Below are 18,104 nucleotides of genomic sequence, written 5' to 3' on the forward strand. Positions count from 1 at the left end.
TCGGATTTAACGCGATTCAGCAATTCTTTTGTCGAGAAAGAATGATTGACAGAAAGATTTAAATGCTTTAAATTGTTGCATATAGGCAAAATAATTATACTCATCAACAAAACATGAAACAAGCTAAATTATTAGCACATGACCTAACTTTCTTTCATAAAATGGTTTTTGCGAAGGAAAGTCATTTTTTTACTCAAAAATTTGCATCAGGGAAACATTTGTTGACGAAGGAAAGAGGAGGATCAAGAATGAAAAAGAGATTATTAATGCTGATTTCAATCCTGGCCCTGTCCGTTATGATGACAGCGTGCAGCCAGGGCGCAAGCGGGGATGGAAACGGAAAGATCAAAGTAACCACAACAACTGCGCAAATAGCGGATGTCACAAGAAACGTTGCCGGCGACGCTGCAGAAGTTCAGTCGCTGATGGGTCCAGGAATTGATCCCCATTTATATCAGGCATCACAGGGAGACATTCAAAAGCTGAATCAGGCAGACATTATTTTTTATAACGGTCTGCATTTAGAAGGCAAGATGGGTGAAATTTTCGAAAAAATGTCGAATGAAAAGCCTACAGTGCCAGTAGCAAGTGCCATTCCAGAAAATAAATTAATAAATGATAAAACGAACGCGAAGATACACGATCCTCATGTATGGTTTGATATCTCGTTATGGATTCATACCGTTGATATCGTCGAAGAAGAACTCACTAAGCTTTCACCTGAAAATAAAGATGAATTTGCTGAAAATGCAGCTGCATATAAGAAAAAGCTCCAGGAGATGGATCAATATGCAAAAGAGCAGGTTCAGACCATTCCTGAAGAAAGCAGAGTTCTGGTAACAGCGCATGATGCATTTACTTACTTTGGAAATGCCTATGGATTTGAAGTCATGGGGCTGCAGGGATTAAGCACAGATTCTGAATACGGTCTCCGTGATGTGCAAAATTTAGTTGATGTACTGGTAGACCGCGAAATTAAAGCGGTATTTGTAGAAAGCAGCATATCAGAGAAATCGATTAACGCCGTTGTGGAAGGCTCAAAAAAGAGAGACCATAATGTCGTCATTGGCGGACAGCTTTATTCTGACGCTATGGGTGAAGAAGGAACAGAAGAAGGAACGTATTTAGGAATGTTTAAACACAATATCGATACAATTGTTTCATCATTGAAATAAGGCAGGTGTTTTACAATGAATCCAGTAACTGTTGAAAACTTGACAGTAGCCTATCACCGCAAACCGGTTTTGCAAGAGGTGGGGTTTGAAGTTCCGGAAGGGAAATTAATTGGAATCATCGGCCCGAATGGAGCCGGGAAGTCTACGTTAATTAAAGCTGTTTTAGGATTGATTCCAGTGCCATCGGGAGAAGTTGAAATCTATGGCGATCATTATAAAAAACAGCGTAAACGCGTCGGATACGTCCCTCAGCGCGGATCAGTGGATTGGGATTTTCCGACGAATGCACTTGATGTCGTGCTGATGGGACGATACGGCCATATTGGCTGGCTTAAGCGTCCGGGGAAAAAAGATATCGAATTTGCCTGCGGATGTCTCGAAAAAGTAGGCATGCTTGATTTCGCTGACAGACAAATCAGCCAGCTGTCTGGCGGACAGCAGCAGCGTGTATTCTTAGCAAGAGCGCTTGCACAGGATGCAGATGTGTATTTCATGGATGAACCGTTTGTCGGTGTTGATGCAGCAACTGAAAAAGCGATCATTTCCCTTTTAAATGAACTAAAGGCAAGACAGAAAACGGTATTGGTTGTTCATCATGATCTTCAGACAGTTGAAGAATATTTTGACTGGGTTCTGCTTCTGAATTTAAGGAAGATTGCATTTGGTCCAACGAGTGAAGTCTTTACGATGGATAATCTTCAAAAAACATACGGAGGCAGGCTCACATTTTTACAGGATAAAAGTGTGCTTGTGGATGAAACAAAACAGGAGTGAGTTAAGATGATGGAAGAACTGTTCTATCAATTGCAAAATCAGAATACGCAGTGGGTTCTGCTTGGAACGATGCTGCTTGGGCTTGCAAGCGGGGTTCTCGGAAGCTTTGCTCTTCTAAGGAAACAAAGTCTGATAGGAGATGCAATGGCCCATGCCGCCTTGCCTGGTGTGTGTATGGCATTCCTGCTTTACGGGTCCAAATCATTAGTTTGGTTTCTTGTCGGAGCAGCCCTTTCAGGGATGCTTGCTGCATGGCTTATCCAATTTATTATACAGAATTCCCGAATTAAAGAAGACTCAGCTCTAGGTCTTGTTTTATCCGTATTCTTTGGATTTGGAATCGTTCTGCTGACTTATATTCAGCACAACAGCGGCGGAAACCAAAGCGGCTTGAGTGATTTTATTTTCGGAAAAGCAGCTTCAATGGTCGGTCAGGATGTTCAGATTATTACGCTGATTGCAGCGATTTTACTCCTTCTGACAGCTGTTTTCTTTAAAGAATTTAAGATTTTGACGTTTGACCCTCAGTTTGCAAAAGGAATTGGACTTCCAACAACATTTCTGAATGGCCTGCTTATGGTTTTAATTGTTTGTGCAGTCGTGATCGGACTTCAGACTGTAGGGGTCATTTTAATGGCAGCAATGCTTATAACCCCTGCCATTTCAGCGAGATATTGGACAGATAAGCTTGGGCATATGGTAATTATCGCTGGAATCATCGGAGGAATCTCCGGCGTCGCTGGAACCTTCCTGAGCACAACAGTAAGAGGAATGGCAACTGGTCCTCTGATAATCGTTGCAGCTACATTGCTCTTTCTAATCTCATTGATTTTTGCTCCAAAACGCGGGCTGGTTTCAAAAGCGTTAAAGCAAATCAAGCTGAGAAAAAGAACATCGGTTGAACAGCTGCTTCTGTCTTTTTATGATTTAACAGAAAGTGCAGGGGGAAAACATTGTGCTGCATCCTTCTCGCTTAACGATATTGTGAATAAAAGAAAAGCAGCCGACAGTCTTGTCACCAGATCTTTAAAAGAGCTTTTGAAAAAGCGCCTGATTATGAAAGGCGAAGGGGATAGATGGAGGCTTACAGAAAATGGCCTGCAGCTTGCCTATCATCTTGCTTTAAATCAGCGCCTTTATGAAATGTACCTTATGCATGAAATGGAGCTTGCCCAGCTTCAAATTACAAGCCGTGATGATGTTGATGTGGAAATGATGTCAAGCGAGATGAAGGATCGTTTAATGAACCTGTTAAAAGATCATCATAGAGAGCCGATGCTGCTTCCTAAGACGAAGAATAGCCTAAGCAGGAAGGAGTGGCTGTATCAATGAGTTATGATGCATGGATTTTATTGACAGGTTCTCTGGTCGGCATCACATGCGCGATGATTGGATGCTTTCTGATCTTAAGAAAAATGGCTATGCTTGCAGATGCGATCAGCCATTCTGTCTTGCTTGGCATCGTAGGAGCCTATTTTGTCAGCAGAAGCTTAGATGGAATTTCAATGTTTATCGGTGCCGCTGTTGTCGGCTTGCTTACAGCGTTTCTAGTACAAATATTAAATGCTAAAGGTGTCCAGTCAGATGCTGCAATCGGAGTTGTCTTTACATCTCTCTTTGCCATAGGGGTTATCCTGCTTTCGTTATTTGGAGGAAACATCCATCTTGATGTCAATCACGCGCTGATGGGGGAAATCACATTTGTGCCGTGGGATACGATCACCTTAGGCAGTGCCGATCTTGGGCCAAAAGCAGTATGGATGCTTGGTTCCGTCTTCATCGTGAATCTATTGATTATCGTTCTTTTTTACAAAGAATTTAAGATTTCTTCGTTTGACCCTCAGATGGCAGTTGCGATTGGGATACCAGTACTTCTCATTCATTACCTGCAAATGGGGATGCTCTCGATTACAACAGTTGCATCATTTGACAGTGTTGGTGCCATTTTGGTTGTAGCCATGCTCATAGTGCCTGCATCAGCTGCTTACCTGCTGACGGATAAATTGCTTCATATGCTGATCATCAGTTCAATTATCGGAGTTTTATCTGCAGTTACCGGCTATTATGCAGCAACATGGCTGAATGTCTCGATTGCAGGGGCAATGGCTACTGCTGCAGGGCTGATCTTTTTCCTGACATTTATCTTTTCACCCTCACACGGGCTGTTATCGAAGCTTCTTTCAAGGAGAAAATTTGCATCGGCAGAAGTTAGTGAATAAAATGGTATGAAGTTTGAATAAAAATGATTCTCATTATCAATAATAAAGAAAAAGGACAGCGGAAAGCTGTCCTTACTTTTACAGATCATGAGGTTTAAAGGTTTTGCAGTCTGTTTCCTCGCTGCGGGAAGCAGTATCTCCTTTATGGCTGACAACATAGATGGCATCAGCTGTACACTGATTGCCATTGCCCCAATACTCACAGTTATTGACTTCACACTTTACTTCTCTTGGCATTCATCAAAACCTCCTTATTTAGGGTTCAACAATTAGTTTTACATGATAGGGAGTATTTCATACGCAGGATTTAAAAACAAGGTGCAGCTGGTGCACCTTGTTTTTTTCAAAAGATAAGAAAGTATAAAATTTTGTGCTTCGATGGCAAGCGGCCCTATCTGTCATGCCAGCGCTGAACGGGCGCTTGCGCTTTTCTTATGATTCATTTTGCTTCAAATATCGTTTATCCTTCATAAACAAACGCCAGAAGTAAAAGAATCCCGGAAAGAGAATTAAAAAGCCAACGATGTAAGTAATAAATACAGCATGGAAGGTGTTGGGATGGGTAAAGCCATCCTGGATGGATACATCTGGATAAAGCATATAAGGCAGGTGTGCCCGACCGTATGCATAGCTTGCAAGAAAATATTGAATGGTTACAGCTACAACCGCGATTCTAGGTCTGCCAAGCGTTCTTTTGTCTTTTTGCGACGGCAAAAACAGAGCACCCCCTGCAATCATAAACATCGCAACAGATCCAATCAGGAAAGGCAAATACTTCATCATGTTCATATAGAGCCAGTTTGCCTCAGTGCGAAGGGTCAGCATAATCAAAAAACCCATTACTAGGGACAACGGACCTAAGATCAGGGCATCACGCCGGTATACTTTATAGGCTTCCGGTTCATTGGCCACATTTGAGTAATCAGAAAGCAGCAGCGATGACAGGAAGAGCGTGCTGGTAATTGCGAACCCGCTAAAGGCGTAGGCATTTGGGCTTGTAAACAATTTGTCGAGCTGAAGCTGATGTGAACCGTTTACTACCTCAATAAACCCGCCATGAGTGATGGGCAGCACCAGCAATAAAATAGCGGGTATAATGAAACCGGAAATCCCGGAAACATAAGTAAGTGCTTTTTCATACCCTTTAGAGTAATGGGAGAATACAAGGAATCCGCTTCGAATCGCCAGAAGCAACAGGATGATGCTTCCTGGTATCAGCAAGACGGTCCCCAGAATAAACGTAGCTCCGGGGAAAAAGCTGAAAAGCGCTACGACAATGGCAACAATAAATACATTCGTAACCTCCCAAGTAGGGGATAAATAACGATTGGCAATATTGGTTGCGTTCGTCTTTTCTCTGTTAATGTAGATCATGGACCAAAAGCCTGCTCCGAAATCCATTGTCGCCATGACAGCATAGATAAAAACAAATCCCCACACAACTGTAATGGCGAGCAGTGCATCTGTTGTAATCATCCAAGTAACGCCTCCATTTCTTTAATAAACACTGACGCCATCACCATCACCTGCTGACTTATCAAGTTCTTTTTCAACTGGATTTCGCTTGAAGTAATAGACCAGAACAAGAATGACAGCGAGTCCTAATATCGCATAAACAAGTGTGAAAAGAATAAAAAGGGTTCCGATCTGGCCGGAGGCTGTCACAACATCTTCTGTTTTCAGCAATCGATAAATAACCCAAGGCTGTCTTCCCGTGCAGGCAAAAATCCAGCCAAACTCAATCGCAAGCATGGAAAGAATTCCTGAAGGAACAAATATGATGAGCATCCATTTAGGGAAGTGCGGACGCTTCAATATTTTGTACCAGAAGAATCCGAGAAGAGACAGGAAGATCAGCAGACTTCCGATTCCAACCATTGCATTAAACAGCGTATGTACAAACAGCGGGGGCCAATATTCCTCAGGGAAATCATTCAAGCCAATAACCTCCGTTTTAAAGCTGTTGTCAGCTAAAAAGCTCAGAGCCCACGGAATTTCAATGCCCCATTTCACCTCCTGTGTTTCCCGGTCCGTAAAGCCTCCAATTGCAAGGGGGGCATACGTCTGAGTTTCAAATAAACCTTCAGCAGCTGCCAGCTTCTCAGGCTGATACTCATGGAGCATTTGCGCTGATTCATGCCCATTCAAAGCTGTAATAAATGAGAAAATTCCCCCTACAACAAGACCCATCATTAAAGCTTTGCGGTGAAAGCGGTAAAGGCGTTCATTTTTCATATTTCTAAGCATCTTATAAGCGGATATTGAAGCAATAACAAATGCACCTGTCATAAACGCTGAAACCACAACATGTCCAGCTGTAACGATAAAGCTTGGATTGAAAAAGGCAGCCCACGGGTCAACATCAACAATTTCCCCATTTTCAATTCTGAACCCGGCTGGAGTTCCTTCAAATGCATGAACATTTGTAATTAAAATGGCGGAGGCTGCAGCCCCGAGCAAGACTAGCGAAACACTGACAATTCTCATTCGGGGAGAAATTCTGTCAGCTGCGTAAACGTAAATTGACATAAACAAGGCTTCCACAAAGAAAGCATAGATTTCTATTTGAAACGGCAGCGCCATTACTCGTCCGATAACCTCCATAAAACCCGGCCATAACAAAGCAAGCTGCACACCTGCGATAGTCCCTGTAGGAATCGCAACTCCGAGGAGCACCGCCTGCCCTTTTGTCCATCTTTTCGCCATGACTGCATAATCATGATCCTTTGTTTTTTGAAACAGCAGTTCAGCAATCAGAATCATGAGAGGAAGACCTACACCAAGTGATGCAAAGATAATATGAAAGCCCATTGTCGTCCCAAACAAGGATCTGGCTAATACGAGATCATCCATCTTATTTCCGCCTTTCTTTCCCAAGGTTGTAACAATCTTCCCTTATTGTCTGCACATTTTCAGGAAATATGCGGTAAAAATGGTATGGATTTTATAAAACAGCAGATTCTATGCAAATCACTTACATTGACAATCGGGGACAAACCATGTATCATTTAAAACGTAATAATTACGATTAAAGGAGTGCTTTTACAATGAAACAAGGAATCCATCCGGATTATCATAAAGTTGTTTATATGGATACAAACAGCGGGTTTAAATTCTTGAGCGGGTCAACCATCAAATCAAATGAGACAACTGAATGGGAAGATGGCAACACCTACCCTCTAATTAAAATAGAGGTAAGTTCAGATACACATCCATTCTACACAGGCCGTCAAAAATTCGCAGACCGCGATGGACGTGCAGAACGCTTCAAGAAAAAATACAATATGTAATCTGTTAAAGGCGCCTGGGAACAAATTGTTTCCGGGCATCTTTTTTAATGAGGAAACTTGATATTCATACATATAGAGGAGGCTTGAACATGAAACGCATACCTGTGTATACCATAAGCGGTTTTCTTGGCAGCGGGAAAACGACTGTGTTGGGAAAGATGGTCAATGAGTTTAAAAAAAGAGGAAAACAAGTCGGAATTATCTTAAATGAACTAGGTGATGAAAATGTAGAAAAGCATTTATTTGAGGATCAAACCGTTCATGAACTTTTAAATGGATGCATTTGCTGTACGATTCAGGATGACCTCAAAACCACACTAAAAGGCTTTTTAGAAGGTGAAGGAGCTGATGTCCTTTTAATTGAGGGGACGGGAGTGGCCAATCCGTTAGAAATTAAAGATATCCTGCTGTCTCCTGAACTGATTGAGGAATTTGAGCTTATGTCCATGATCGGAATAGTCGACACAAGCCACTATCTCGATTATCAAAGTATGTTTGTAAGCTCCAAGGAAATCCGCTCTCTTTTAAAAGATCAAATCATTTCATCTGATTTTATTATCCTAAATAAAATAGACATGATTAATGAAAAAGAACAAGAAAAAGTCAGACAAAAAATTGAAAAAGTGATCCCTCCAGGTGTTGAAATCCTTGCAGCTTCATACGCTGATGTTCCTTTTGAAAAACTTGCTGAACAAAGGCAAAGCCTTGTAACCCTGACAGACACTGAAGGGCATCATCACCACCATCATTCGATTGGAACTCTAAAAATAGCTGACCCTCCAGCGGTTCGGCTGAAAAAGCTAGAAACATGGCTGAAAGGAATAAATGGACTGATTCGTGCGAAAGGCTATCTGTATATAGAGGGAGAAAGTAAGCCGAGGGAGATGCAGTTTGCTTCCAAAAAAGCCGTTCTTTCCGATTCTAAAGTCGATAGAGAGAAAACAGTTTTGATTTTAATCGGACAGAATTTGAATGCTGAAGAGATCAAAACGACATTTAACCAGTCATTTCAGTGAAAATAACCATTTAAAAAATCCCGGCCTGTTCAAAAGGCCGGGATTTCTCTTATTTCGATAATGCCGTTTTCAGCGTTTCCAAATTTCGTTCCATTAAACTGAAGTAGTCCTCATTGTTTTTTGCATCTTTTTCAGAAATTGACTCCAGATTAGACAGGGTCAGACTCTCCGCTCCAATTTCCGCCTTGACGATATCAGCAATTTTGCTGTTTACGTTGTTTTCAAAAAGAATATAGTTCATGTTATGTTCTTTTGCAGTCTCAATAATGGACTGCAGCTGCTTTTGCGATGGCTCCTGGGCAGGCGATAATCCGAGGATACTGATTTGCTGAATGCCGTATCGCTCTTCCCAGTAGCCGTATGCGGCATGAGAAACCAGAATTTCTTTTTTGCCAGCGGCATCAATTGTTTCTTTATAATCTGCATCCAATTTTTCAAGATTTGATTTGAGGGTTTCAAAATTCTTTTCAAATTCATGTTTAGATTCTGGCTGAAGCTCTATTAAACCATTTTTGATCGTTTCAGCCATTTGAATGGAGAGGGCAGGATCCAGCCAAATATGGGGATCTTTATCTCCATGATCGTGGGCATGAGCGTCTTCATCAGCGTGCTCATCATGGCTTTCCTCATCGGAATGTTCTGCATGATCTTCCTCGTCTTCATGCTCCTCATGAATTTCTTCATCGTGGGAAGCTTCAGCAAGCTCAATTCCTTCACCGGCTTTAATGATTTTCACATCTTCTGATTTTAAGGTTGCCGTTGCTTTTTCTGCGAAGCCTTCAAGACCAACGCCTGAATAAATAAATGCGTCTCCCTCTGCCATTGCAACCATATCTTTCGTGGAAGGTTCAAACGTATGTGCATCTGTATTTGCAGGATAGATGCTTTCCACATCAACGGCATCGCCGCCGATTTTCTTTGTAAAGTCCTGAACAGGGAAGATTGTTGTATAAACCTTCAGCTTGTCTTCACCATTATCCGCTGTATTTTGATCATTATCTGCGCATCCGGCAAGCGCTGTTCCAAGCATTAGCGCAAGTGCCATTGTTAGTCCTGTTTTTTTCATAATGTGCTCCTTATATATATGGTAATGAGTTAATTTCAATATATCCTTTCACATTATATCGTAATACTTCCGATTTGAGAACCGGGAATGTTCATCCGGAAAAAGAAAAAGGATTCGAATAATTATGAAAAGGCAGGCAGAGGATCTGCTAAGACAGACCAATCTGATGACGTTTCTTCGTCTGTAAGCAGACAGCCGTCAAGCGAGGTTTCTACATCATCTCTTGAAAGACCAATTCCAATAAACACAAGTTCTGTTATGCGGTCACCAAATGTGTTATCCCAGCGTTCCAGCAGCTCAGGTTCTTCTCTAAGTGTTTCAATCCGCTCATTCTCCGGATAAGCTGCCACCCATTCGCCTGCTCCCTGAATCATGATTGACGTGCCTGCCTGTGACAGGAGGCCGGATGTATCATTTCTTGATGCAAGCCAGAAAAAGCCTTTTGCCCTTACAACATCTTGTGGCCAATTTTCAAGCCAGTTCATGAACCGCTCCGGATGAAACGGCTTACGTCTTCTGTAAACAAAGGAAGAAATGCCATATTCCTCTGTCTCAGGTGTATGTTCTTCATTAAGTTCTTTGATCCAGCCTGCGGACTGGCTTGCTTTTTCAAAATCAAATCTGTTTGTATCCATAATTTCGCTGAGCGGTATGCGGCTGAAGGCTGTTTTCAAAATCTTTGCATCCGGATTTAACTTTTTCAGTACACCGAATAATTCAGTCACATCTTCCTCTTCAAGCAAATCTGTTTTGTTCAGAAGGAGAACGTCTGCAAATTCTATCTGGTCAATCAGCAGGTCAATGACTTCTCTTTTATCGCTTTCATCTGTTCCCTGTTTCCGGTCCAAAAGATTTTCCCCTGATGAGAAATCCTCCCAGAAGCGGTTTCCGTCCACAACGGTTACCATGGTATCCAAACGGCAGAAAGCAGACAGATCAATGCCGACTTCCTCGTCAATATAGGTAAATGTCTGAGCGACAGGTACCGGTTCGCTAATACCGGATGATTCAATGACAATATAATCGATGTTTCCTTCCTTCACCAGACGCTCGACCTCAATCATCAGGTCCTCACGCAGAGAACAGCAAATACAGCCATTCTGCATTTCAACCAGTTTTTCCTCCGTCCGGCTGACGGTATTTTTAATTAGACTGCCGTCAATGTTGATCTCGCTCATATCATTGACGATCACAGCGATTCGTTTGTTTTCTTTGTTCTCAAGAATATGCTTTAAAAGTGTCGTTTTTCCGGATCCAAGATATCCGCTTAAAACCGTAACGGGAATTTGCTTGATCATGATTATCCTCCAAAAAATATAAATAGTAATTATTACGATTTATATCATATAGCAAAACGCTTCAAAAAAACAAGTGTTATGATATAGTAAATAAAAAGCTGCTAATTACATGCAGCCCAACTATACCACTTTATAAGGAGAATAGCAGATGAGATTGTTAGAAGAAATTATTGAACATAACTCCCAGTTTGTAGAAAAACGCGACTATGAAAAGTATCAGACAACGAAATTCCCCGACAAAAAGATGGTTATTCTAACTTGTATGGATACAAGGCTTGTCGAGCTTCTTCCACAAGCAATGAACGTCAAAAACGGTGATGTCAAAATTGTAAAAAGCGCAGGTGCGATTGTTGCCCATCCATTTGGAAGCATCATGAGAAGTATCCTTGTAGCTGTAATGGAGCTCGGAGCAGATGAAGTGTGCGTGGTCGGACATCATGACTGCGGCATGAGCAGCCTGAACCCGGATTCATTTCTTGATAAGGCAAAAAAACGGGGAATTTCCCAAGATAAAATAGATACGCTTCATTATTCAGGAATTCAACTGGAAGAATGGCTAAAAGGGTTTGATAAAGTCGAAGACAGTGTAAAACACAGTGTAGACGTTATCCGCAATCATCCATTGCTTCCAGCTGATGTTCCTGTACACGGACTTGTAATCGATCCGTCCACCGGAAAGCTTGACTTAGTAGAAGACGGCTATCAGGCCTGATCCTTTTTTTCAGGAACCGGATCAAAGCCTCCAGGATGAAAGGGATGGCACTTCAGAATTCTTTTGACGGTCAAATACCCGCCTTTAAGAGCGCCAAACCGCTTAACGGATTCCAGTCCGTAATGCGAGCATGTCGGGTAAAATCGGCATGACGGAGGTTTCAGCGGCGAAAGGAATTTCTGGTAAAAACGGATAAGGGCTATAAATAGCTGTTTCATTCATGTCACCTCTTTTAATGCCTTAAGTATACTGCAATCTGGGAAGAAGTTAAAATTGGAAGGTTTAATCCGGATAAAATAGATGAATTTTATCGGAATTAATTGTATGATGAATAAAGAACTCTTATGAAGGAGTGGTAATTATGCCATCAGTAGAAAGCTTTGACCTTGACCATAATGCAGTAAAAGCACCGTATGTAAGACATTGCGGCGTCCACAAAGTAGGAAGCGACGGACTTGTCAATAAATTTGATATCCGCTTCTGCCAGCCGAACAAGCAGGCCATGAAGCCGGATGTGATTCATACTTTAGAGCATTTGCTTGCGTTTAACATCCGCACACATTCAGAGAAATACGATCACTTTGATATTATCGATATCTCTCCAATGGGCTGCCAGACTGGTTATTACTTAGTAGTCAGCGGTGAACCAACGGTGGAAGAAATTATTGATCTTTTAGATGATACGCTGAAAGATGCAATTGAAATTACTGAAATTCCGGCAGCTAATGAAAAGCAATGCGGACAGGCGAAGCTTCACGATTTAGAAGGAGCAAAGCGTTTGATGCGCTTCTGGCTTGATCAGGATAAAAAAGAATTGGCAAAAGTATTCGGATAAGAAGAGAGCAGTGCCCTGCATCCGGGGCCTGCTTTTTTTTGAGGCTTTTTACCTGATTGACGCAAAGAAGGGGAGAGTGATACATTTTAAATCGTAATTATTACGTTTTAAAGGGACCGATTACTCAGCACGCAATCAGAACCATGAATGCTCTCTGGAAAGAAATTTCTGCCGTGGTTGCCTATTTTGGCGCCAAGCCTATTAATCTCCTGAAGTTTCTGACCAATGATAATTATCCGGTTCATGAATATACGCTTTCAAGAAAGGACATTGAACATTTCCCCGAGTTCAGTACGGAGAAACAAGAATATTTGCTGTACATCAGATATACGTCTATTTTAATCGATCCTTTTCAGTTCCAGACGAGAACGGCACTTATTTTGATTTTTCAAAAGTGCCATTTACTCAGGCAAAAAGAACCGCTTCAGGACAGTGGTTGCTTCCGCGGATTCCGCTTGAAGATTACCACAAGCTGAAACTGGTGACAGACCTTGCTATTAAAGCGGGCATTCAAATGCCGGCAGCTGAATCCCTGCTTCGGACATTTAATGAAGAGGCATCCCGATTCAGTAAAAAACACAATGTTTCATTCGACAATCATCAGATTGACAGGAGATGTTTGACATGCTGAAAAATGGAGTTATACTCGCTGTCTTATCATCGCTTGTCTTCAGCATTATGAACGCGCTTGTGAAAGCGGTCAGCCTGAATATACCTGCGTCAGAGATTATGTTCTTCCGCAGTTTGATTGGAACAATCATTATCTTGATCATGATGAAACAAAGCAGGGTCATTTTTTCAAAAAAAGGAGTGCCCATGCTCTTTATAAGAGGACTTCTCGGCGCTTTTAAGGAGAGATCATTCTAAACGGAGTCCGTCTAAATGAACAGAAGGGAAAAGCTCTTAAAAAAGCGAGGCGCCACATTCAAGTTGTATTTCAAAATCCTCATGCTTCATTAAATCCCAAACTGACAATATGGAAATCTGTCGCAGAACCGCTTGAAAACTATCCTGAAGCGATTCCTGCCTTTTTACTCGACATAAATAAAGACCGGAAAAAAATGGCCTTAAGGCTGCTTGAGATGGTTGGACTGAACGGACAGCTGCTTGAACGCTACCCCCATCAGCTCAGCGGAGGCCAGAGACAGCGCGTGGCCATTGCCCGGGCAATCAGCATAGAGCCTAAAATCCTTATATGCGATGAGACAACTTCAAGTTTGGATGTTTCGGTCCAGGCGCAGATTTTGAACTTGCTGAAAGATCTGAAGGAGGAGTTTGGCATGTCTTTTTTATTTATTTCTCATGACATGGCGGCTGTCCGGTTTATGAGCGACAGAATGGCTGTTTTAAAGGAAGGTATACTTGTAGATTCTTTTTCAGCCGATGAACTTTTTTCGAAAACACGGCATCCTTACACGAAGCAGCTGACAGAAGCAGGAATGGGGATAGGCGGGGCATGAATCATAAATCCTATCTTATGCTTGCCCTTCCTTTAATTGCATCAACGATTACCACACCGCTTATTGGTGCTGTGGATACTGCCGTAGTGGGGGTGCTTCCTGATCCCGCATATATTGGGGAAGTGGCAGTTGGAGCGCTTCTTTTCAACACGATGTACTGGCTGCTTGGTTTTTTAAGGGTCAGTACATCAGGTTTTACAGCTCAGGCACATGGGTCAATGGATGAAGAGGCAATTGTTTTGTCATTCATAAGGCCGTTTATCGCAGCAGGTGTTATGGGCATTTTCTTTATCCTTTTTCAGCAGCCGATCGCACATCTTGCCATGACAATCATAGATCCGTCGGAGCAAGTTAAGGAACACGCAGAAACCTATATTACGATCAGAATCTGGGGAGCACCATTTGCTTTAATTAATTATGTGATCCTCGGTTGGCTTATGGGACTGTCAAAAATCAAGTTCGCGTTTTATTTGCAAGTCGGAATGAATGTGCTGAATATTCTTCTTGACCTGCTTTTTGTATTTGGATTTTCCTTGAATGCTGCAGCTGGTTTAGGGTATATCCTTAAAAGTCAGCGCAATTTACTGAGGCATCCTAATCTAAAGAAAATGGGAGATATTACTTCCTTAATGAAAATGATGACTGTGAACAGGGATTTACTTCTTCGCAAGTCTGTTTATTGATCATGTTCAATTTATTTACAAAGTACGGAGCTTCCTTAGGAACAGACGTACTTGCAGCAAATGCCATCTTAATTCAAATTCATTACCTCATGGCTTACTTCTTTGACGGATTTGCCAATGCTTCCAGTATCTTAACCGGAAAGGCGATAGGGGCCAAAGATCGAAACGGTTTTCATAAAATTCTTTCCCTTTCCTATCAATGGTCTGTATATGCCGCTTTGCTGATTACATTGATGTATTTTTTTGTGAAGGACAGCGCAATCGGGATGTTTACGCAAATTCCAGCCGTAGCAGAGCTATCTGCTTATTATGGAGACTGGCTGCTGCTGTATCCTCTTTCTGCCTGTGCCGGATTGGTTATCTATGGTGTGTTCACCGGTGCAAGATCTGTCGTTCATGTAAGAAATTCAATGATCTTTTCTTTAAGTGTCTACCTTCTTTTTCTTTGGGCGTTTTTGCCCGTATTCGGCAATCATGGCTTATGGGCAGCATTTCTTGCATTTAGCTTCTGCAGATCTGTCTTTTTAATAATGTATGTGCCGCGATTAAGAAAAAACCTGTTTAGCCGTGAAGAGGTTAGCTCGCAGTAAAATACGGTTGCTTAACAGAAATCAATTCGTTATACTGTTTGCATTGCTTATACAGATGTCCGTACAAGAAATACATGCGGACTTAGGAGGATTCAATATGATAGGAAGACTATTGATTTCATGTGAGGACCGTCCGGGAATTGTCGCCGCGGTATCAAGGTTTCTGGCAGATGAGGGGGCAAATATTATCCATTCGGATCAGCACTCAACCGATCCGGTCGGCGGGCTTTTTTTTATGAGGATTGAATTTCAGCTTCATGGCATTGAAGATCATATAAATGAACTCAGAACCAGATTTGAACAAACAGCAGCATCTTTTCATATGAAATGGCGCATGTCCTGTGCCAGTGAGAAAAAGAAAATAGCCATTTTTGTTTCTAAAGAAGATCATTGTCTGCAGGATCTTCTTCAGCGTTTCCGGCTTGGAGAGCTGTCTGCGGACATCTCAATGGTCGTCAGCAATCATGATGACATGAGAGAAATTGTGAAGCCATACGGCATTCCGTACCATCATGTTCCGGCAACAAAGGATACAAGGGAGGAAGCAGCAGAACGTCATCTTTCATTACTTGAAGAAGCCAATGTGGATACAGTTGTGCTTGCGCGTTATATGCAAATCATTCCGCCTGTCATGATCGAGCAATATCAAAACCAAATCATCAATATTCATCATTCGTTTCTTCCGGCATTCGTCGGCGGTAAACCGTACAATCAGGCATATGACCGCGGTGTAAAAATCATTGGTGCTACAGCGCACTATGTTACAGAAGAGCTCGATCAGGGCCCGATTATCGAACAGGATGTTGAGCGGGTGAGTCACCGCTATCAAATTAAGGATTTAAAAAGAATTGGAAGAGATGTCGAGAAGCTTGTTCTATCAAGAGCAGTAGGCTGGCACTTAGATGATAAGGTCCTTGTTTATGAAAACAAGACTGTTGTGTTTCCATAAGAAAATAAATCATGCAAAAAAGCCGCTAATAGCGGCTTTTTTCATGTGATGTCGAAGGGCCTATTTTTTTACACTCTGCTTTGAATCGATTTTCTCGTACACCTTATCAAGCAACATTTTATCATTCAAGATGGTTTGTTTATTTTCTTCAACCAGTTCTTCAAACGATTTCTTTTTAATTCTCATCAGGTTATCTCCTTCCGCTGCATTTTTTCGCTGAACTCTTTTTCAAGCTCGGTTTCGCAAAGCTCATAAAGCTGGCCTTCTGCGGTTCTATATATCCCCATATCAAGCAGCTGTTCAATTAATTCGTTTTTCCTTGAGTCAGCAGCTCCATGCATTGTTGGTTTCATTTAGAAAAACTCACCTCGATATAAATGATTACGATAATCATTCTCAACTAAAGTATACTTGCAATTGATCCTTCATGCAAATATTTTCTGAATTTTCACAGGCCGAAAATGTATCCCATTATATATATCACCAAATGAAGAAAATAAAACCAGAAAATTTGTTTTTTGAGGATAGATGGTTTATCATACAAATAGTAATAATTACGATTTAATTTGTTTAATGAAAGGAAGAGGAAATTGGCAAGAAAAGCAAAGGTTATGAAAGAATTTAAACGTCAGGAAATGGTTGAAAAATATAGAGAACTACGACTGCATCTGAAAGCGGAAGGAGATTTAGAGGCTTTAAGAAACCTGCCGCGTGATTCCTCGCCGGCACGCTTGAAGAATCGCTGTGCAATCACCGGAAGACCGAGAGGATACATGCGGAAGTTTAACCTTTCAAGAATTGCATTTAGAGAATATGCCCACAAAGGACAGCTGCCAGGAGTGAAGAAAGCAAGCTGGTAGAGAAAAAAAGCGGGGATATTGGCGTCCCCCGCTTTTTAATAGAATCAGAATTTATATGGTTTGCGGTACGCTGGCTAGCTCCACCGCTCAGGTTCCTCGGCCAGAACGGATCCGTCTGTAAAGGCAATAAGCGCCTTTTCAGGCGGATCCTTATCTGTCATGCCGCGCTAAACGGGCGTTTCCGCTTTTCTTATTTTCGGTAAGAAAGTTCTGCAACAGCATCATGAAGATGAATGGATTCTTCATTTCGGCATTCGACATGAAAAGCTGCCACAAAATCCAGCTCGTAAAGGTCTGCTGCAACTAACCGCACCATATCTTCGACAAAACGCGGATTTTCATAGGCTGTTTCGGTTACCATTTTTTCATCAGGACGCTTTAGGACGGGGTGGATCATGGCACTTGCGTTTGTTTCTGCCGCAGCAAGCAGTGCTTCTTTCCAGTCCTGCTCCTCACGGAAGTCTTCTGTAAATTCAACATCCATTGTGATAAATCCCCGTTGATTATGCGCGCTGTATTCACTGATTTCTTTTGAGCACGGACAAAGAGTTGTGACTGCACAAGTAAGCTTTGCACTGGAAGTGAACCCTTTATCTTCTTCATACTTAATTTTTAAGCCTGCCGTTGCATGGTTTAAACCGGCAAGCTCAGAGCTTGGTCCTTTTCTCTCATAAAACCATGGGAAGGTGACTTCAATTTCGGCATCTTTTTGTTTAAGGCGCTCTGCAAGCTCTTTAGTAAAATCATAAAGCTCGTTTAATGAAAGTGTGAATCCTCCATTTATGCGGTACTTCTCAAGCTGTTCTGTAAAGCGGCTCATGTTTGTGCCTTTCGCTTCATAAGAAATGGAAGATGTCATCTTAAATGAAGCAACTGTCGTCTGCTCCATTGGACTTAATGAAGATAGGATATGAACAGGGTATTTCACGTTGCTGATTCCAACTGCATTTATATGAAAAAGAAAATCTTTTTTAGAATTTTGCAGATCAGGCATTTTGTCTTTTTCGGTTGGTTTTGTTTTTAAACCTGGTTCAACAGAGCCGAAGAGTCTATGTCTCTCTTTTTTCGGCGGTAATGTAATCTCTCTAATCATGGATGATCTCCTCTCAAGTGCCTCAATAATAGAGAGTATACTGTACAAAGATAGATAACGGCAATTAAAAATGCTTTAAACAGA

At 41.7% G+C, this 18,104-nt stretch carries 21 protein-coding genes and 2 pseudogenes; 14 read left to right on the top strand and 9 right to left on the bottom strand.

What is annotated here, in order from left to right:
• The first annotated feature begins 248 nt into the window (after positions 1 to 248).
• From E2R53_RS19490 to E2R53_RS19505, 4 genes are read left to right on the top strand one after another with little or no spacing between them, the layout of a single operon-like run.
• Positions 249 to 1,175 (top strand): metal ABC transporter solute-binding protein, Zn/Mn family, encoded by a 927-nt coding sequence (locus E2R53_RS19490; RefSeq protein WP_133313415.1) that lies wholly within the window; start codon positions 249 to 251, stop codon positions 1,173 to 1,175.
• A gap of 15 nt (positions 1,176 to 1,190) precedes the next feature.
• The gene (locus E2R53_RS19495; protein WP_133313416.1) at positions 1,191 to 1,949 is read left to right on the top strand and encodes a metal ABC transporter ATP-binding protein; all 759 of its coding nucleotides are present in this window, start codon (positions 1,191 to 1,193) and stop codon (positions 1,947 to 1,949) included.
• 6 nt (positions 1,950 to 1,955) lie between these two features.
• Positions 1,956 to 3,281, top strand: coding sequence for a metal ABC transporter permease (locus tag E2R53_RS19500; protein WP_133313417.1), 1,326 nt, complete (start codon positions 1,956 to 1,958; stop codon positions 3,279 to 3,281).
• The gene (locus E2R53_RS19505; protein ID WP_133313418.1) at positions 3,278 to 4,168 is read left to right on the top strand and encodes a metal ABC transporter permease; all 891 of its coding nucleotides are present in this window, start codon (positions 3,278 to 3,280) and stop codon (positions 4,166 to 4,168) included. The genes E2R53_RS19500 and E2R53_RS19505 overlap by 4 nt, the downstream gene beginning before the upstream one ends.
• Positions 4,169 to 4,246: 78 nt before the next feature.
• Here the strand turns inward: E2R53_RS19505 and E2R53_RS19510 are convergent, their stop codons facing one another.
• From E2R53_RS19510 to E2R53_RS19520, 3 genes are all read right to left on the bottom strand, one after another.
• Complete coding sequence (locus E2R53_RS19510; protein ID WP_070878746.1) at positions 4,247 to 4,405, bottom strand: DUF1540 domain-containing protein; 159 nt, start codon at positions 4,403 to 4,405, stop codon at positions 4,247 to 4,249.
• A gap of 195 nt (positions 4,406 to 4,600) precedes the next feature.
• Positions 4,601 to 5,644, bottom strand: coding sequence for a cytochrome d ubiquinol oxidase subunit II (locus tag E2R53_RS19515; protein ID WP_133313419.1), 1,044 nt, complete (start codon positions 5,642 to 5,644; stop codon positions 4,601 to 4,603).
• Between the two features lie 21 nt (positions 5,645 to 5,665).
• A complete protein-coding gene (locus tag E2R53_RS19520; protein WP_133313420.1) occupies positions 5,666 to 7,021 on the bottom strand; it encodes a cytochrome ubiquinol oxidase subunit I in 1,356 nt (451 codons plus the stop codon).
• 194 nt (positions 7,022 to 7,215) lie between these two features.
• Between E2R53_RS19520 and E2R53_RS19525 the strand changes: the two genes are divergently transcribed.
• The gene (locus E2R53_RS19525) at positions 7,216 to 7,458 is read left to right on the top strand and encodes a type B 50S ribosomal protein L31 (RefSeq protein ID WP_133313421.1); all 243 of its coding nucleotides are present in this window, start codon (positions 7,216 to 7,218) and stop codon (positions 7,456 to 7,458) included.
• Between the two features lie 89 nt (positions 7,459 to 7,547).
• Positions 7,548 to 8,474, top strand: a complete 927-nt coding sequence (locus tag E2R53_RS19530) for a CobW family GTP-binding protein (protein ID WP_165971045.1) — start codon at positions 7,548 to 7,550, stop codon at positions 8,472 to 8,474.
• A gap of 49 nt (positions 8,475 to 8,523) precedes the next feature.
• On the opposite strand, the gene E2R53_RS19535 is transcribed toward E2R53_RS19530, so the two are convergent.
• Positions 8,524 to 9,540: a metal ABC transporter substrate-binding protein gene (locus E2R53_RS19535; RefSeq protein ID WP_133313423.1), complete on the bottom strand. Its 1,017-nt coding sequence runs from the start codon at positions 9,538 to 9,540 to the stop codon at positions 8,524 to 8,526.
• A gap of 122 nt (positions 9,541 to 9,662) precedes the next feature.
• A complete protein-coding gene (locus E2R53_RS19540) occupies positions 9,663 to 10,838 on the bottom strand; it encodes a GTP-binding protein (protein WP_133313424.1) in 1,176 nt (391 codons plus the stop codon).
• A 148-nt stretch (positions 10,839 to 10,986) separates the two neighbouring features.
• Between E2R53_RS19540 and E2R53_RS19545 the strand changes: the two genes are divergently transcribed.
• Positions 10,987 to 11,550 (top strand): beta-class carbonic anhydrase, encoded by a 564-nt coding sequence (locus E2R53_RS19545; RefSeq protein ID WP_133313425.1) that lies wholly within the window; start codon positions 10,987 to 10,989, stop codon positions 11,548 to 11,550.
• On the opposite strand, the gene yidD is transcribed toward E2R53_RS19545, so the two are convergent.
• Entirely contained in the window at positions 11,541 to 11,768 is a 228-nt protein-coding gene (yidD, locus tag E2R53_RS19550) for a membrane protein insertion efficiency factor YidD (protein WP_133313426.1), read from the bottom strand. The two genes, E2R53_RS19545 and yidD, sit on opposite strands and share 10 nt — an antisense overlap.
• Positions 11,769 to 11,911: 143 nt before the next feature.
• On the opposite strand from yidD, the gene E2R53_RS19555 reads away from it, so the two are divergent.
• The 6 genes and pseudogenes from E2R53_RS19555 to purU all read left to right on the top strand — a co-directional run bounded on the left by E2R53_RS19555 (position 11,912) and on the right by purU (position 16,067).
• On the top strand, positions 11,912 to 12,385 hold the full coding sequence (locus E2R53_RS19555; RefSeq protein WP_070878755.1) for an S-ribosylhomocysteine lyase: 474 nt from the start codon (positions 11,912 to 11,914) through the stop codon (positions 12,383 to 12,385).
• A gap of 143 nt (positions 12,386 to 12,528) precedes the next feature.
• A pseudogene (locus tag E2R53_RS19560) lies at positions 12,529 to 13,016 on the top strand (opine metallophore biosynthesis dehydrogenase).
• Positions 13,010 to 13,252, top strand: coding sequence for an EamA family transporter (locus tag E2R53_RS19565; protein WP_165971046.1), 243 nt, complete (start codon positions 13,010 to 13,012; stop codon positions 13,250 to 13,252). The pseudogene E2R53_RS19560 and the gene E2R53_RS19565 overlap by 7 nt, the downstream one beginning before the upstream one ends.
• Positions 13,246 to 13,845 (top strand): ABC transporter ATP-binding protein, encoded by a 600-nt coding sequence (locus E2R53_RS19570; protein WP_286166334.1) that lies wholly within the window; start codon positions 13,246 to 13,248, stop codon positions 13,843 to 13,845. Before E2R53_RS19565 ends, E2R53_RS19570 begins: the two co-directional genes overlap by 7 nt.
• A pseudogene (locus tag E2R53_RS23870) lies at positions 13,842 to 15,118 on the top strand (MATE family efflux transporter). Before E2R53_RS19570 ends, E2R53_RS23870 begins: the two are co-directional and overlap by 4 nt.
• Positions 15,119 to 15,215: 97 nt before the next feature.
• Positions 15,216 to 16,067 (top strand): formyltetrahydrofolate deformylase, encoded by an 852-nt coding sequence (purU, locus tag E2R53_RS19580; RefSeq protein ID WP_286166322.1) that lies wholly within the window; start codon positions 15,216 to 15,218, stop codon positions 16,065 to 16,067.
• A gap of 60 nt (positions 16,068 to 16,127) precedes the next feature.
• On the opposite strand, the gene E2R53_RS19585 is transcribed toward purU, so the two are convergent.
• Together E2R53_RS19585 and E2R53_RS19590 are read right to left on the bottom strand one after the other, a co-directional pair.
• Positions 16,128 to 16,253 carry an FbpB family small basic protein gene (locus E2R53_RS19585; protein ID WP_133313428.1) on the bottom strand — a complete coding sequence of 42 codons (126 nt, stop codon included), beginning with the start codon at positions 16,251 to 16,253 and terminating at the stop codon, positions 16,128 to 16,130.
• Positions 16,253 to 16,420 (bottom strand): Fur-regulated basic protein FbpA, encoded by a 168-nt coding sequence (locus E2R53_RS19590; protein ID WP_083328338.1) that lies wholly within the window; start codon positions 16,418 to 16,420, stop codon positions 16,253 to 16,255. The genes E2R53_RS19585 and E2R53_RS19590 overlap by 1 nt, the downstream gene beginning before the upstream one ends.
• Before the next feature lie 237 nt (positions 16,421 to 16,657).
• Here E2R53_RS19590 and rpsN point away from each other — a divergent pair, with 237 nt between their 5' ends.
• The gene (gene rpsN / locus E2R53_RS19595) at positions 16,658 to 16,927 is read left to right on the top strand and encodes a 30S ribosomal protein S14 (RefSeq protein ID WP_133313429.1); all 270 of its coding nucleotides are present in this window, start codon (positions 16,658 to 16,660) and stop codon (positions 16,925 to 16,927) included.
• A gap of 190 nt (positions 16,928 to 17,117) precedes the next feature.
• On the opposite strand, the gene folE2 is transcribed toward rpsN, so the two are convergent.
• Positions 17,118 to 18,020, bottom strand: coding sequence for a GTP cyclohydrolase FolE2 (folE2, locus tag E2R53_RS19600; protein ID WP_133313430.1), 903 nt, complete (start codon positions 18,018 to 18,020; stop codon positions 17,118 to 17,120).
• Positions 18,021 to 18,104: the final 84 nt, after the last annotated feature.

Source organism: Peribacillus frigoritolerans, from assembly GCF_004358755.1.
Lineage (GTDB): Bacteria > Bacillota > Bacilli > Bacillales > Bacillaceae > Bacillus_P.